The organism is Chitinophaga sp. GbtcB8 (assembly GCF_019091455.1).
GTDB lineage: Bacteria > Bacteroidota > Bacteroidia > Chitinophagales > Chitinophagaceae > Chitinophaga.
This window is the reverse complement of sequence record NZ_JAGXJN010000010.1, coordinates 141,226-156,142: the sequence shown is the minus strand read 5'-3', so window position 1 is coordinate 156,142 and position 14,917 is coordinate 141,226. Positions and strand designations below refer to the sequence as shown.

The window sequence follows — 14,917 nt, the reverse complement described above, 5'->3', positions numbered from 1 at the left end:
GAAGCTTACACCACCTCCCCTATTGCATTCAGAAAAATGAACTATCAAATCATGACCATTCTAAAATTAACAAAGCACATCATTGCTGCTTCGCTCATAATACTGCCACTTTTCTCAACAGCTCAGCAGGGAGGCCAAAAACATTTCAAACTATTAAAAGGCGAGCGATGGTATGGGGGAACAGTCGACGAAGGAAACCTGGCTCCTTATGAACCAGGTTATAAGTTTAATCTTTTTGGGAATAATAACGGTAACCAGTCAGCGCCATTTTTGCTTTCTACTGCCGGAAGGTACATCTGGAGCAATCAGCCGTTTAAATTCATTCTTTCGGAAAATGAGCTGCTGGTTTCAGATAACCTTGACAGTGTAAATATTTATAACGCCGGTAAAACCCTGGCCGATGCCTTCACATCCGCCAGCAACAAACATTTCAAGGCCACCGGGCAAATGCCTGACAGCCTGCTGTTCACCCGCCCGCAGTATAATACCTGGATAGAGCTTGTTTATAACCAGAACCAAACCGATATTCTTAAGTATGCCCATGCCATCATTGACAATGGTTTTCCACCCGGTGTTCTGATGATCGATGATAACTGGGCTGACTATTACGGTAAATTTCAATTCAGGAAGGACCGGTTTCCCGATGCTAAACAAATGATCCTTGAATTACACCAGTTAGGCTTCAAGGTAATGATCTGGGTAAGTCCGTTCATATCGCCGGATACAGAGATCTTCCGTGAACTAAACGATGACCGGTACCTGATCATGGATAACAAAGGCGATAAAACCCTGAAGTGGAAAGACGCTGCCAAACCGGCTATCATTAGCTGGTGGAACGGTTATAGCGCATGCCTTGATTTTACCAATCCCGGCGCGCAAACCTGGTATAAAAAACAGCTGGATAATATGAGCTCCCAATACGGGGTTGACGGTTTTAAATTTGATGCCGGAGATATAGAATTCTATACCGGGAATATACTCACCTATGAAAAAAAGAACGCCAATGAACAGTGCGAGCTATGGGGCGTATTTGGCACTTACTATAAGCTGAATGAATACCGCGCCATGTGGAAAAGAGGCGGCCAGCCCCTTGCTGAAAGGCTCCGCGATAAAAAGCACAATTGGAACGATCTGAAAAAACTGATCCCGAACATGATCGCAGCGGGTTTATTGGGCTACCAGTTCACCTGCCCGGATATGATCGGTGGCGGGGAATACGGTTCGTTTATTGGCCTTGCCAATTTTGACCAGGACCTGGTGGTACGTTCTGCTGAATGCAGCGCATTAATGCCCATGATGCAGTTTTCCGTTGCACCCTGGCGCATCCTGGATAAAGAGCACCTGGCAGCAGTAAAAAATGCCGTATTGCTCCGGAAAAAATATGCTCCCTACATCCTTCAAACAGTAAGCGCATCCGCTAAAAGCGGGGAACCGGTTGTCCGCTGTATGGAATATGTTTTTCCTAACCAGGGCCTTTCAGCTGTCAAAGACCAGTTTATGCTGGGGGACCGTCTGATGGTAGCCCCGGTGCTTGATAAAACTTCCACCAGGACCGTGTTATTTCCGAAAGGCAAATGGGCAGGTCAAGATGGAAAAGTATTTACAGGCCCATTAAAAGCAGCGATCCAGGCCCCTATCGGGGAGCTGCCTGCCTTTGACCGGATAGATTAACAGCATCAAGGCTCATTTGATTTTGCCAAAGAAATTAAACCACCGGTAGCGCCCAGGTTCATGGAATCCAGTGCGGAACTTGGCACAATTACCATGGATCCTTTTTCCTTTAAACCTTCAAATAACATATTCATTGCTCTCAGGTGCAGGGCTACAGGATTATTAATATACTGCTCACTTGCCTTCGCAAATTTTTCGGCAATCTCTGTTTCAGCAGTGCCCAGGATCACTCTTGCCCGGCGTTCCCTTTCTGCCTGCGCTTCCTTACTCATGGCATCCGCTAATGTTTGAGGAATAATAATGTCTTTTATACCTACATTCTGGCAAGTGATGCCCCATGAATTGGTATGCTCATCTAGGATCTTTTGCAGCACTTCCGCCACCTTATCCCTTTCCTGCAGTAATTCTGCTAATTCATGCTTCCCTATCGTATCCCTTAACCCGGTTTGTGCGATATATGAAATTGCTACTTCATAGTCCTGCACTTCCAGCGCTGCCTTTTCCACATCCCAAACAGTCCAGTATACTACGGCATCCACATTTACCGGTACGGTATCTTTAGTAAGCGTTTGTTCCGCTTTAAAGTCAGTAACCCTAACCCGCTGGTCAATATAGTTATCTATTTTATCAACGATGGGAATAATAAAAAAGATACCGGGCCCTTTCAAACCTACGTATTTACCCATTCTCAGGATAATAGCTTTCTCCCACTGATCTGCTATGTGTATGGAGCTGGCAATGAATAAAGAAATAAGCAGGGATACAACCAGGAACGGAACATTCAGGTACCCTAAATAATAAAGCCCAGCGGAGGCTCCCGCCAACACAAAAAAGACGACCCTCGATATGGGGTTCAACCCTAATTTTATATTCTTTTTTGTACTCATTATATTGTTATTTTTTTAGTTGTTTAATGATGTCATCTATTGAAAAGCCATAGCTAAATGCGATAGCAGTAAACTCATTACAGATCTCCTTTAACTTGCTTTTTTTCTCCTTATCCGGGATTTGAATTTTCATTTCACTGATAAAGGTTCCCGTTCCCTGCTGGGTTTCTAAAACACGCTGAATTTCCAGCTCCTTATACGCTTTGGCTATGGTATTCAGGTTTACCTTTAAATCCACGGCCAATGCACGCACCGTTGGCAGCTGCTCTCCTGCTTTCAGGTTCCCGGCCGCAATACCAAACTTGATCTGATCAATAATTTGCCGGTAAAACGGGGTACCTGTCTTTGGGTCTAGTTTAAAGTCAATCATAGCAGTGTCTTATTGTACTATACATATAGTACAAATATACAAGTATTTCCGGATTTACAAAATCTGGTTGGGAAATAGTTTCATTTTGTAGATTTAATCCTATTAAAATCATTACAGTCTTGAAAGCTAGTATAACATTGTTAAGATCCTTGTTGTTAAATGATTACCCCTCCGGTTCCGCTATTAACTATTACGCTGGCCACCTGTATGTTATTGGAGATGATGCCAATACGCTGCTGATACTGGATAGTAATTACAATGAAGTAAATACGGTACCGTTCTTTCACTATGAAGAAAAACGGATCCCCAAAGCAAAGAAGACTGACCTGGAAACAGCAGTGATACTGGATCTTGATGGTCAAAAGCACTTGTTAGCATTAGGTTCTGCAGCTACAAAAGAAAGGGAAATGGGCGTATTGCTGCGTCTCCCCTTCACGGATAACAAACCTTCTTATATTTCATATGCTTCCTTTATAAAACGCCTGCAACAGATCCCCGGAATAAACATAGAAGGCGCTACCCTGGCAGGCAGCCATTTCATACTCAGTAACCGTGGTAATGAAAGCAATCCTGTCAATCATCTTATTATCACTACACCTGATTTTTGGGAACGTCAGGAAGATGCTGCGATCCGTATTTCAAAGCTCGTTATTCCTTTCTCATTACCCGGATTTGCCGGCGTTTCAGAGCTGTGTTATATTGAGCAGGAAGATGCATTGCTGATCATCCTGTCAAGCGAAGCTACCGGCAATACTTATGACGATGGTGTTATAGGAGATAGTTACTTCGGCTGGGTAAAACAGATCAGTCAAAAGCTGGATGGCCGGGACGTATTGCTGGATGGCATTGTTAACCTGTCTGATGCAGATCCTGCATTCAAAGGCGAAAAGGTAGAAGGGGCTTGTTTGTCAGCTGTTACGGATAAAGAGTGGTACCTGCACCTGGTAGCTGATAACGATCAGGGAGCAAGCACACTATTTCATATAAAGGTGGTAGTGGAAAATTAAACAACGGACAGGTATATACCTGCCCGTTGCTGCTAAAGGAAAAAGGGGACTGCTTTATGTTAATTATTAAGGTTCGGGTTATTCTGCTCTTCAGCCTGTGGTATAACAAAAATATAGTAAGGGCTGTTAGGCACAAAGGCAGTACCGTCTGCAAAATTCAGCGCGGTGTGGTATTTGGCAGCCACCTGTTTGGTAGTGCCATCCGGCGTTACCACCGTTACTTTTATATCATCGCCGCCAGCGTCCACATAAGGCTTACGCACAACAGCCAGCTGGTTGCGGATAATATCGGATAAGCCAAACCCTTCTCCCCACAGCTCTTTTCTTCTTTCAACCAATATTTCTTTTACCAGGCTGGCCTGCGTAGCTCCTGTGCCATCAAAAGCGCGGGCGCCTCTTGCAGTACGCAGCTGGTTCAGCGCATTAATGCCTTCAGTAAGGTTGCCTGCACGTGCATAACCTTCTGCTTTGATCAGGATGGCTTCTGCGCTTCTCATCAGCACCAGGTCTGCGGTCTGGTCTGCCCTGAACTTGAACTTTTTATACTGCAGGTACCCTTCCCGCGCAACGGCAGAACCATCCCACGAAAAAAGCGTTTTGCGTATATCACCTGCTTCAAACAGCTCCCCAAAGAAAGGATCAGCCATGAAGCTATAGTAATAAGAAGATGCAGAGGATACGTCCAGGAAGTGGAAGCTGTAGCTGCCGTCGCTCTGGCTGGGAATTTCAGGATGCCCCCAGATCCATTCTGTATTGTTTACATCATTGAATCCCTTGCTGTACTCAGCGGGCGCCATCAAAGGATAATCCCGTTGCGCTTCATCTGCCGCAGCTGCTGCCTGCGCCCATCTGCCTGTATTCAGGTAAGCACGTGCCAGCAGGCCGTTCACCACATCGGCATTGATCTTGTATTTAGCCGGCCGGTCATAACCGGTTAACAGCGTTTTTGCCTGCAGCAGATCAGAGAAGATCAGCTCATAGATCTCTTTCAGGGAAGCACGCGGATTACCCACTGTAGCGGCGGTGGTAGGCTCCGTATAAATAGGCGCTGTTTTGGTCAGGGAATCTTTCAGGTAGGAGAACTGGTAAAACGAGGCAATGGTCAGGTAGGTATGCGCCCTTAAAGCCAGCGCCTGTCCTTTGGCCACGCTTTTTGCAGTGGCATCGCCATCCACCTTATCTGCATTGGCAATGATAATATTGCTGTTATTAATGATCTTGTACAGCTGGCCCCAGATAGCGTTGACACGTGACTGTGTTTTATCATTCAGCTGCGTAAAACGGTAAGCAGTCGGAAAACCATATTTGGTGGTGATCAGCGCTACGTCATTTGCCATGGCGTCGCTGGTAAGCGCAATGGTCTTGAATCCCGGGTTACTGTAGGTGCCCCCGTAAAAATCATCCATCATGGCGGCCCAGGTGCCTTCTGAGATCGTATTAAGGTTGTCAATATTCTTCAGTACAAGATCTTCTGATACCGCATTGGAAGGAGCGGTATCCAGCTGCTTGTTGCAGGCCGACAAACCAATGATCAGCGCTGCGGCATATATATAAAATCTGCTTGCTTTCATTTTCATTCAGTATTAAACGTTACACATTAGAGCCCTACCTGTATGCCCAGTGAAAATGTTTTCATGGCAGGATACTGGTAGTAGGTAGTGCCATCTATAGACTGTTCCGGATCCATGCCCTGGTGGCCGTAAAAAGTGAGCAGGTTCTCACCCAGCGCATATACTTTCGCGCTGCTGATACCTATTCTTGACAGCAGCTGCTTAGGCAATGAATATCCCAGCGATACTGTTTTAAGGCGCGCATAGGTGGCGCTGTACAGGAAGCGGGTTGAGGTAGAGGTCCAGTTCAGGTTATCAGTAGTGAGCTTAGGTACATCCGTGCTGGTGTGCTCAGGCGTCCAGCGCTCCAGCAGCTCTGTGGACCAGTTGCGGCCAGGACTTGCACCACCGCTTAACAGCGATACATAATCCAGGTCCAGCACCTTACCACCTATGCTGTAAGCTAACAGGAACGACAGCTCAACATTTTTGTAGCTAATCGTATTGGTAACACCACCTGTCAGATCCGGCAGTGCGGAACCTGCATAATACTGTGTGGCGGAAGCATAGTTGCTGGTGGTTACTTTTTTACCGTCAGCACCACTCTGGTACCAAAGCGGGTTGCCGGTCTGCGGATCTACACCGGCCCATTCACGCAAGTAAAATTCATAGATGGAAGAGCCGACCGTCAGCTTTTTGGTGCCGCTGATAATTTCTTTTTGCGGCAGCTCCGTGATCTTGTTCTTGTTATGTGCAACGTTCAGGCCTATACTCCATTTAATATCGCGGGTGCTCACTGGTATCACATTCAGCTCCAGCTCCACACCGGTATTGCGCAGGGCGCCGATATTGGCGCTGATAGAGCCAAAGCCGGTGGATGGCGCCATGGGTTTTGCATACAGCAGATCCTTGCTGGTTCTATTGTAATAGTTGATGGTACCATACAGGCGGTTGTCAAACAACCCGAAATCCAGGCCTATGTTCAGGTTAAGATTGCTTTCCCATTTCAGCCCCGGGGTAGCCAGCCTGGAAGTGATGACGCCACCGTTGCCCAGGTTATTCCGGATATCAAAAAGCGCCAGGTAAGCATAATAGGTGCTCAGGTTATCATTACCGGAAGCGCCATAGCTGCTCTTTAGCGTAAGGGCATTCAGCCAGCTCACAGAGCGGAGAAATGCCTCTTCTGCAATACGCCAGGATGCACCGGCAGACCAGAAGGTACCCCAGCGTGAGTCCGGCGAGAAACGGGAGGAGCCATCCCTTCTCACCGATGCTGTGAAATAATACCTGTTCAGATAATTATACTGGCCCTGGCCAAAGAAGCTCAGCTTCGCATAGTTATCTGAAATACCCGTAAAATCATTTAGCTGCGAGGCTGCTGCCGGCTCATACAGGCCTGGTAATGCAAACTTCTGCCGGTTGCCGCTTTGGGTGCTGTAATTGTAATAATAGTATTCATGCCCGGCCAGCAGGTTCAGGTGATGCCCGCCTAACAGGTCTGCATCATAGGTGAGTATATTGTTCCAGGTATAACTCAGCTCCCTGTTATTGGATTTGCTGATAGCACCGCCTATCTCTGCATCGCCACCCACGGTAGGGTTGGTGTAAAACAGCGAATTGCCGTTCACATAGTCAATGTTATAGCTGGTCTTAAAGTGCAGGGCTTTGGTAAGCGATGCTTCCAGGAATGTTCTGGCAGATACGTTCTCATTGCTGTTCCGGTTCTTGTCCAGCGGTAAGGAACCTATCAGGTTCTCCCGTGCCAGGGCTGCAGAGGGGCGGTAAGCGCCGTAATCAAACTGCTTTTGTCCGCTGGCATCCAGCTTGTAGGAGCCATCGGGGTTGCGCTGGTAAATAGGATAAAAGCCGGGAACCGTTCTGCCAAACAGCACTACGTTGTCTGTACGCGAATCGGAAGACGCAGGATAATCCTGTGCAGAGCTGGAGCCACTCAGGTTCACGCCTGCTTTTAGCCAGGGTTTAGCCTGTAAGGTGAGATTGCTTCTGAAATTATAACGTTTAAAGCCGGAGCCTATATAAGCGCCTTCATTGTTCACATAACCGCCGCTAATATAATAGGTAGACTTATCGCTGCCACCGCTGAAGCTAAGCTGCGCCTGTGTATATTTCCCGGATTGCTGGATGCCTTTTTCCCAGTCATCGTTCCACAAAGGCCGCGCACCTGCTACTATCTTTCCGTCTGTGCCTACCGGCTGCAGGTAGTTAGGGCCATATGGGTTGATGCCCAGGTCCCCTACTACACGCGCACTGGCTGTTGCTGCTGCCTGCGTAGGTGACTGCCCGTTAGTGAGCTGCTTATTACGCAGCGCTTCCCAGTAAAGCTCAAAATACTGATCGGTGTTGATCTTGTCATAGTCTTTTACCGCGCGGCTGCTCCAGCCCTGGTTAAAGGTGACGTTCACTGCGGGCTCCCCTTTTTTGCCCTGCTTAGTGGTAATGATGATCACTCCATTAGCAGCCCGTGAGCCATAGAGGTTAGCGGCAGTAGCATCTTTCAATACGCTGATGGATGCAATGTCTGCCGCATTAAGCGCATTAATGTCGCCCTCATACGGAGCGCCGTCCACAACAAACAGCGGCGCGCTGGAGGCATTGATAGAGCCTACACCGCGTATACGTATGGTGGAGCTGTTGCCCGGCTGCCCGTTAGACGAAGTAGTTTGCAGGCCGGTTACCAGTCCCTGTAAGGCATTAGTAACATTGGGCGTAAGCCGGTTATTGATCTTGTCTGAGCTTACAGTGGATACGGCTCCCGGATACCCTGAGCGTTTTACATTGGTATAGGCCACTGCCACTACTTCATCCAGCGTAGTATTGGCGGGCTTCAGGAGAATGATGACGTTTGCATCCTCTTCCCGTACTTCTGTTTCCACTGCTTCCCTGCCGATGAAGGAAACGGAAAGCACGGCTTTGCCGCCAGGAATGTTCAGCTGAAAACGGCCATCCTGGTCAGTAGTAGTACCCAGTGTGGTGCGGTTGATCTTTACGGTCACTCCGGGCAATGGCTGCTTGTTCTCCGCAGCGAGCACCTGCCCCCGTATTTGTTTTTGCTGCGCAAAAAGCACTGTGCTGAACAGCAGCGCAAGCACGAGTGTTACATTTTTTTTGAACATGCGTGTTTAGATTATAAGAATGGAGGAATATATTGCCTTTAGGGCAACAACATATATACCAGGTGCCGGGAAAAGCAGCTGGCGATGGTTGACGTATTATCTGCCTAAATTATGCGTTGCTACAATAACATCTTATGCTTACAAACAAGGGTTTTGAATAGAATAAAGCTGGTAAAAGTAAAGTTGATCTTCTCATGGTTTCTTGATGCTTGTTGTCATTATTCCGATCTATCAGATACTACTGGAATATGTATCTGGCACCGCAAAAATAGAATAAATATTTAGTCCATCAAAATAGTAGGATAATCTTTTCAGACAATTTCAACTATCTTATCTTGATGCGTTATATTTTATTACAATAAAGATGGCCTCACAAAGTGAAGCCATCTTTATCTGTTATATGCTTAACGTTGTACTATGTAATAAAACTTATTTATTGACTGATGCCACTCATAATTTTACTAACAATGACCCACTTGCCATCAATCCTGTGTAACGACAAAAAATCATGATAAACCATATCATACGCCTTCACCTGTACCTCTGCAACCGCGACAGAGTTCACCTCCTTAACACTCAAGATCTCTCCTTTAAATGGCTTCCCCGAATCTTTCGGACTCTCCCGGTTCGCTACCACATCCAGCCATTCATCCAATGTTTTGCTATAAGGTTGCCCTTTTACATCGCCAAACAGCCTGGTACCCGGGTGAAAGATCTGTTTTAACTTATTCAAATCGCCTTCATAACTTCCCTGAAAATAATATTCTTCCAATGCCTGCGCAATGGTGGATCCATCTGTTAGTTGAGTTGTCATACTTTATATGTTTAGTATGCCGCGAAGGTATGACGGGCACGAAAGTAAATTGTGTGATGCAAATCACATTTTTCAGAGGACCGCAGCTCAGGAATTATTCAGGCGGTAAAGTGTTTCTCTTGAAACACCTAAATAAGCGGCAATCAGTCTTTTGGGCACCATATTGTACAACTCAGGGAATAAAGTTATCAGTTCTTCATAGCGGTATTTCACGTCGTTGTTCATTGTGCTTAGCAATCTTTTTTGAGAAGCCACATATTCACTGGTCATATGAGCGCGGAAAAAATGTTCTACCTGGTGAAACTTTTTACAGGCGTCCTCCCGTGCCTTGTTCGACAGGCACAACAATTCTGTATCTGTAATACAACCTATATTGATAGTAGCTCTTGTGCCACTATACAGGGCACTGTAATCCGATGCCCAACACGAAGGCATTGCAAACTGCAGCACAAACATTTTCTGGTTATCATTTACATAGAAGGTTTTAATGCAGCCACTAAGTACAAAATATTCACAGTCTATTCTTTCGCCTGCGGTAATAATATAGGCTCCCTTTTTATAGGATCTGGTTGTAAAGCAATCGAAGAAATCGTCGAACTCATTATCCGAAAGTTTAGTGGTTTTCGCCATGTGCTCTTTTAGTAGTTGTCTTGGATCCATGCCTTATTGAGGTTTAATGCTGGCACTTTGTCTTCCGGCCGCAATCAAGGTAATAATTTTTGCCGTTAACACCGTAGCTGCTTTTAATTATACTTTTCTTGACCGGTAAGTGTGTGTCATGAATGCGGAACTTATGTTTAAGCTGCATTACTTACACGAGATCAATGATGGGGGATTGTCAAGATCGTGACTCGCAGGATATGCGGCATCGCACAGAATGAGTGCCAGGCCCCGCCTCGCTATATCCGCCCAACTTATGCCCGGCCATATCTCCTTTTTAACGGAAATTATTTTGTTCCCTTCATGAGCTATTTGAGATTTTCTTAGTAACAGCGTCTGCTTTTATATTATCATTCTCTACCATATTACTGAAGGAACTATAATTGTTTCAACCATGCAAATCGAACATTTTATGTTATATTTGCATGGTTAATTGATATTTTACTCTGCAAATCGAACATTTTATGTTATATTTGCAGAGATGATAAAACGTAGACTCGAAAATAAAATCCGGGAATCCCTTCAGCGCAGCCCCTCGGTTGCACTCATGGGGCCGCGTCAGGTCGGCAAAACAACCATTGCCCTGAATATCTCCGAAAATATTCCTTCGATCTATCTTGACCTGGAAAACATGCTTGACCTGGAAAGGGTGCGGGATATCACTGCTTTCCATGAAGAAAACAGGGAAAAGCTGATTATCCTGGATGAAGTGCAACGTAAGCCGGAAATGTTTGCTTCACTACGGGGCATTATCGACAAGGAGCGCCGCAAAGGCAATAAAGCCGGGCAGTTTCTTTTTTTGGGATCAGCCTCAATTGATCTTTTACAGCAATCCAGCGAATCGCTGGCTGGGCGGATCGCCTATATCGAGCTGCACGGCATCGATGTCTTAGAATATACCGCGCAAAATTCCGGGTTGATCACTCCACTTTGGTTGCGGGGTGGATTTCCAGAAAGTCTGCTGGCGGCATCCGATCAAGACAGCCTGAAATGGCGCCGCGATTTTATCAAAACCTATCTTGAACGCGATATCCCCCAATTAGGGCCACGCATTCCGGCCCAAACTCTTGAGCGTTTTTGGACAATGCTTGCGCATAACCAGGGTGGAGTAATGAATGCCGCGCAATTGGCACGAAACCTGGAAGTGTCTGCCGTAACAGTCGGTCGTTATCTTGATCTTATGGTAGATCTATTACTTGTCAGACGTTTACAGCCCTGGACATTCAATGTGGGCAAGCGGCTGGTACGCGCTCCGAAGATCTATGTACGCGATAGCGGCATAACGCATGCTTTGCTGAATATTTCCACTTATAATGATCTGCTGGGCCATCCCGTCGTGGGGGGAAGCTGGGAAGGTTTTGTAATTGAAAATCTTCTCTCCGTTGCACCGTCCAACGCTTTGCCTTTTTATTACGGCACACCAGGCGGGGCGGAAATCGATCTTATCCTGGAATTTTCAGGTAGTGAAAAATGGGCCATTGAAGTAAAACGCAGCTCCGCTCCTTCTTTATCGAAAGGCTTTCATATCGCTTGCGAGGACATAAAAGCCGACAGGCGTTATGTTGTTTATTCCGGCAATGAAAGATTTCCCATGCGTGAAGGTGTGATTGCCATTCCCTTGCATGATCTTATGCAGGAACTTTTGAACACCAAAAAATGATGGCGGTTTATCAGCTTGATAAATCGCCAAAAGCTAATAAGTCCTGCAGGAAAAGGTTAGAGAATTTGCCCCTTCTTATAAGCTATAATCAGGGTGCTGTCTTACAAGTTCTAAAAGGTATTCCCTTTTATAGGTAGCAAGGCATAAAAGATCCCCCCAATTTGGCTTTTTTGATTCTTCTAATGATATTTTAAACTCATTTTTAGTCCATATTCTTATATTATCTTTAGGATAATAACGCTGGGGCCTTGCAATACTTTTCATGTGGAAACCGATCAGCAATAATATATACCGGTTGAACTTTCTTCTTATACTCTCAAACTAGTTTTGAAGCTTAATATTTAGAATTAGCGCAATAAATAATTGGGGGAATCGCGTTAAATACGAAAATTAATACATCGCACAGCCAAACGCTTTGATCTATTTTTTTTTGTTGATAGAATGGCATAAAATAAAATGCGCCTCCTCCATCCTCTTTATTGCAAATTTCTGTCAAGTATAGCGCATCAGAATTTTGAAAAGGAACAGTGTCAATAAACAACGATACTGAGCTTTTATGCTGAGAATATAAATCAAGCATGACATCAGCTCCCGCAACCATTTCCAAATCTGACTCTTTCCCTCCAAGTGCAAGATATTGTGGCAGATCTATATACCATTTTTCATTTTTAAAGATGAAATTAAATAGCCGCATAATGAGATCATCCAAGTTTATCGGTTCCTAGTAACTGAGATAACATCTCAAGCTCTTGTAAGATTTGAACTTTTCGTGGATGTATTGATGAAAATAAAAATGAAATAAAGGTTGGGATATATTTGTCTTCTTGAGGCTCTAAAATTTCTCTGTCTATTTTCTCAAACTTATAGTCTTGGGCAAAATGGTTAAACCATCGATCAAATTTATCGTTTCTCTTAACTTGCTTACCTTCATCAATAGCGCAGTTGTAAACTAAGAGGCATCTCATATCAACATTCGCTAGGTAGTGTTTGATAATCTCTACTACAGTTATTCCAATCCTGCAGTCAAAATATAAAGATCCACCTGGTTGAAGAATATCTAAAGTGACATATATTGCGTTTGATATAACAGGATACTCATCAAGTAATTCTGTTATTTTAGTTGCCTCAATAAAAGTAACGCCATATTTATGGCCATATTTAGTATGAAAAACGTAAGTAACATTTACCTCAATTGGTGTTATAAGAGGCAGGAATTCATATGGGGTAAGCAACTTATTAAAGCTCTTTAGTTTTGGGGGGATTATAATCTTTCACGTTGCCACCATTTAATACATATAAGCGCAAAGCAGCCTTTGCCTCATGTAGCTTTTTTATAGCTTCACGAGCTTTTTTATTTTCACGCTTTATTATAAGTATATTACTCATGGTAAACAAATTTACCATTAATTTTTGAAATGGAAATAATAAATGAATGATATCGGGGATCTTAATGAATCCAAAACAACAATAACTACATGTTAATTAATATTTTACATATAAATCAGGTATATACTATCTGAAATATACCTTATGGGAATGCCTCCGCTCACACCCCTTACTTCCCCCTTGAAACCCAGCCTGGCGCACTACCCATCTGCCGGCGCAAAAGCATATTCAATTGCGCTGCATGATGCTGCACATGCCGCATGTTATATAATAATATTTCCGGCACTGCATAATTCATATCACCTCCTTCCTCTATCCATCGCTCTTCTATATTTTCTTCTGTTAAGCCTGTAATTACCTGGCGGCACTTTTCACGGTTTAATTGCAGGTAGTCCAGTAATTCTTTTTTGCTGTAAATACGGTTAGGCATTATATCATCTAATGCGTCAGGGTCTATTTCATCTTCAGATGCTGCGAGCGTAAAGGGTAACGAGGCCGGATTGTTTTTGTGTGGAATGGTAAGATAGTAATCCAGGAATACCAGGGTATGATAGGCAATGTAAAAAAACTTCCTGTTGTTATCCCAATGATCTTCAGGGTATGAGGTTATCGCATTTTCGAGCATGTCTATGCTTGCTCCAAATTGCGCCCACAAACTTTGTTTTAAGGTGTTGAGCATGTTACTCTGTTACTTAGCTATTACTTCCCTATAAAACCCGAGATAACATTCACACCTATATCCCTGGCTAAATCGAATACCCATGGACCTAATTTCTTTAAATATCCTATTAGGGTTTGGCCATCTTCGCAAGACGCTGCTTCTTCTGCCCGTATAATATCTGATAGGGCAAGTATTTGGGCTTCACTTTGTGGCATGGAATAGAGTACGTCTTTAAGCTTTTTAATTTCCTCAAGTATTACACTGTAATCATAATTTCCAGATGTTGACGTTACATTTCCATAGTTAACAGCGCCTCTTCCGACAGCCCCAATTGCTGAATTATGTATACTTATTTTGTCTCCCATGACTTCATCATTTTTTTTCATACCGGCATTTAAGGATTATTGTTGAAAGATCCCATCTTATCAATATTTGAGTCATTGACCTCGTATTTATCGCGTGCCACATGATCACCGAATATTATCTTGTCGCTGCTAAAATTTACAGTTGTATTGACCGGCTTGTCACTTGTCATAGCCGAAGTGATCCTTCTATGTACTTCCTCTATGCCCCCTCTATCTACACTGCTGAATATATGATGATAGGAAGAATTTAATTCAATAATAAGAGCATATAACTTCGGCCGAAAAAATTCATAGATCCCATATCCTGCAACTGCAGCAGCGATAAAGGAAATAAAACCTAAACCTTTCCAGGATAACGACAGAAAAAATATTACTGCGGATGCTATCAGTAATATAGGAGAAATTTTATGAGTCCGCTTAATTTCACGCGTTCCAAACCTTGTTACATTTCTTAGTTGAATAGTAGTACCATTAAATGCAAGGGTATGATTAGTGAAAATTAACGAGCCCTGATACGGGCTGCCTCCTTTTTCTCTGCTATTAATACTCATGCTATTTGTTTTAGGGTCAAATAATATATTAACGTGAAAATTATACTGAAAATACGAAAAAATATTTCATTGTAACGAATATGCTGCTTTGCTAAACGAATAGAACATATGTATTATACTATCAATCTGTCATATTTACAAAGTACCGAATGCCGCTCCTTCCTCCTTCTATTTCAGCCTCAGATCCAGCAGGTGTGCCTC

At 44.1% G+C, this 14,917-nt stretch carries 16 protein-coding genes; 3 read left to right on the top strand and 13 right to left on the bottom strand.

The features are described 5' to 3' along the window. Window positions 1-51 precede the first annotated feature (51 nt). A complete protein-coding gene (locus KVT36_RS12035) occupies window positions 52-1,671 on the top strand; it encodes a glycoside hydrolase family 31 protein (RefSeq protein WP_217603742.1) in 1,620 nt (539 codons plus the stop codon). Between the two features lie 5 nt (window positions 1,672-1,676). On the opposite strand, the gene KVT36_RS12030 is transcribed toward KVT36_RS12035, so the two are convergent. Together KVT36_RS12030 and KVT36_RS12025 are read right to left on the bottom strand one after the other, a co-directional pair. Next, on the bottom strand, window positions 1,677-2,558 hold the full coding sequence (locus tag KVT36_RS12030; RefSeq protein WP_217603741.1) for a slipin family protein: 882 nt from the start codon (window positions 2,556-2,558) through the stop codon (window positions 1,677-1,679). 7 nt (window positions 2,559-2,565) lie between these two features. Beyond that, window positions 2,566-2,928: a GntR family transcriptional regulator gene (locus KVT36_RS12025; RefSeq protein ID WP_217603740.1), complete on the bottom strand. Its 363-nt coding sequence runs from the start codon at window positions 2,926-2,928 to the stop codon at window positions 2,566-2,568. A 119-nt stretch (window positions 2,929-3,047) separates the two neighbouring features. Here KVT36_RS12025 and KVT36_RS12020 point away from each other — a divergent pair, with 119 nt between their 5' ends. Continuing rightward, window positions 3,048-3,935: a hypothetical protein gene (locus KVT36_RS12020; protein ID WP_217603739.1), complete on the top strand. Its 888-nt coding sequence runs from the start codon at window positions 3,048-3,050 to the stop codon at window positions 3,933-3,935. Window positions 3,936-3,994: 59 nt separating this feature from the next. On the opposite strand, the gene KVT36_RS12015 is transcribed toward KVT36_RS12020, so the two are convergent. The 4 genes from KVT36_RS12015 to KVT36_RS12000 all read right to left on the bottom strand — a co-directional run bounded on the left by KVT36_RS12015 (window position 3,995) and on the right by KVT36_RS12000 (window position 10,093). Then, window positions 3,995-5,506: a RagB/SusD family nutrient uptake outer membrane protein gene (locus KVT36_RS12015; protein WP_217603738.1), complete on the bottom strand. Its 1,512-nt coding sequence runs from the start codon at window positions 5,504-5,506 to the stop codon at window positions 3,995-3,997. 26 nt (window positions 5,507-5,532) lie between these two features. After that, on the bottom strand, window positions 5,533-8,619 hold the full coding sequence (locus KVT36_RS12010; protein ID WP_217603737.1) for a TonB-dependent receptor: 3,087 nt from the start codon (window positions 8,617-8,619) through the stop codon (window positions 5,533-5,535). 433 nt (window positions 8,620-9,052) lie between these two features. After that, the gene (locus tag KVT36_RS12005) at window positions 9,053-9,433 is read right to left on the bottom strand and encodes a nuclear transport factor 2 family protein (RefSeq protein WP_217603736.1); all 381 of its coding nucleotides are present in this window, start codon (window positions 9,431-9,433) and stop codon (window positions 9,053-9,055) included. Between the two features lie 87 nt (window positions 9,434-9,520). Beyond that, on the bottom strand, window positions 9,521-10,093 hold the full coding sequence (locus KVT36_RS12000) for a Crp/Fnr family transcriptional regulator (protein WP_217603735.1): 573 nt from the start codon (window positions 10,091-10,093) through the stop codon (window positions 9,521-9,523). A gap of 481 nt (window positions 10,094-10,574) precedes the next feature. Between KVT36_RS12000 and KVT36_RS11995 the strand changes: the two genes are divergently transcribed. Then, the gene (locus KVT36_RS11995; RefSeq protein WP_217603734.1) at window positions 10,575-11,753 is read left to right on the top strand and encodes an ATP-binding protein; all 1,179 of its coding nucleotides are present in this window, start codon (window positions 10,575-10,577) and stop codon (window positions 11,751-11,753) included. 75 nt (window positions 11,754-11,828) lie between these two features. Here KVT36_RS11995 and KVT36_RS11990 read toward each other — a convergent pair whose 3' ends face one another. From KVT36_RS11990 to KVT36_RS11960, 7 genes are all read right to left on the bottom strand, one after another. Further along, entirely contained in the window at window positions 11,829-12,017 is a 189-nt protein-coding gene (locus KVT36_RS11990; protein WP_217603733.1) for a hypothetical protein, read from the bottom strand. Between the two features lie 70 nt (window positions 12,018-12,087). Next, window positions 12,088-12,447 (bottom strand): DUF6717 family protein, encoded by a 360-nt coding sequence (locus tag KVT36_RS11985; protein WP_217603732.1) that lies wholly within the window; start codon window positions 12,445-12,447, stop codon window positions 12,088-12,090. A 7-nt stretch (window positions 12,448-12,454) separates the two neighbouring features. After that, window positions 12,455-12,985: a DUF6169 family protein gene (locus tag KVT36_RS11980; protein ID WP_217603731.1), complete on the bottom strand. Its 531-nt coding sequence runs from the start codon at window positions 12,983-12,985 to the stop codon at window positions 12,455-12,457. A 4-nt stretch (window positions 12,986-12,989) separates the two neighbouring features. Continuing rightward, complete coding sequence (locus tag KVT36_RS11975) at window positions 12,990-13,139, bottom strand: hypothetical protein (protein WP_217603730.1); 150 nt, start codon at window positions 13,137-13,139, stop codon at window positions 12,990-12,992. Window positions 13,140-13,308: 169 nt separating this feature from the next. Further along, window positions 13,309-13,818 carry a DinB family protein gene (locus KVT36_RS11970; RefSeq protein ID WP_217603729.1) on the bottom strand — a complete coding sequence of 170 codons (510 nt, stop codon included), beginning with the start codon at window positions 13,816-13,818 and terminating at the stop codon, window positions 13,309-13,311. A gap of 20 nt (window positions 13,819-13,838) precedes the next feature. Then, window positions 13,839-14,186: a hypothetical protein gene (locus tag KVT36_RS11965; protein WP_217603728.1), complete on the bottom strand. Its 348-nt coding sequence runs from the start codon at window positions 14,184-14,186 to the stop codon at window positions 13,839-13,841. A gap of 8 nt (window positions 14,187-14,194) precedes the next feature. Then, the gene (locus tag KVT36_RS11960; RefSeq protein ID WP_217603727.1) at window positions 14,195-14,716 is read right to left on the bottom strand and encodes a DUF6232 family protein; all 522 of its coding nucleotides are present in this window, start codon (window positions 14,714-14,716) and stop codon (window positions 14,195-14,197) included. Between the last annotated feature and the right edge of the window lie 201 nt (window positions 14,717-14,917).

Coding starts and splice junctions, on each gene's coding strand:
- KVT36_RS12015 (WP_217603738.1), bottom strand. CDS start 5,506: ATGAAAGCAAGCAGATTTTATATATATGCCGCAGCGCTGATCATTGGT.
- KVT36_RS11990 (WP_217603733.1), bottom strand. CDS start 12,017: ATGAAAAGTATTGCAAGGCCCCAGCGTTATTATCCTAAAGATAATATA.
- KVT36_RS11970 (WP_217603729.1), bottom strand. CDS start 13,818: ATGCTCAACACCTTAAAACAAAGTTTGTGGGCGCAATTTGGAGCAAGC.
- KVT36_RS11995 (WP_217603734.1), top strand. CDS start 10,575: ATGATAAAACGTAGACTCGAAAATAAAATCCGGGAATCCCTTCAGCGC.
- KVT36_RS12025 (WP_217603740.1), bottom strand. CDS start 2,928: ATGATTGACTTTAAACTAGACCCAAAGACAGGTACCCCGTTTTACCGG.
- KVT36_RS11965 (WP_217603728.1), bottom strand. CDS start 14,186: ATGAAAAAAAATGATGAAGTCATGGGAGACAAAATAAGTATACATAAT.
- KVT36_RS12010 (WP_217603737.1), bottom strand. CDS start 8,619: ATGTTCAAAAAAAATGTAACACTCGTGCTTGCGCTGCTGTTCAGCACA.
- KVT36_RS11985 (WP_217603732.1), bottom strand. CDS start 12,447: ATGCGGCTATTTAATTTCATCTTTAAAAATGAAAAATGGTATATAGAT.
- KVT36_RS12035 (WP_217603742.1), top strand. CDS start 52: ATGACCATTCTAAAATTAACAAAGCACATCATTGCTGCTTCGCTCATA.
- KVT36_RS12030 (WP_217603741.1), bottom strand. CDS start 2,558: ATGAGTACAAAAAAGAATATAAAATTAGGGTTGAACCCCATATCGAGG.
- KVT36_RS11960 (WP_217603727.1), bottom strand. CDS start 14,716: ATGAGTATTAATAGCAGAGAAAAAGGAGGCAGCCCGTATCAGGGCTCG.
- KVT36_RS11975 (WP_217603730.1), bottom strand. CDS start 13,139: ATGAGTAATATACTTATAATAAAGCGTGAAAATAAAAAAGCTCGTGAA.
- KVT36_RS12005 (WP_217603736.1), bottom strand. CDS start 9,433: ATGACAACTCAACTAACAGATGGATCCACCATTGCGCAGGCATTGGAA.
- KVT36_RS12000 (WP_217603735.1), bottom strand. CDS start 10,093: ATGGATCCAAGACAACTACTAAAAGAGCACATGGCGAAAACCACTAAA.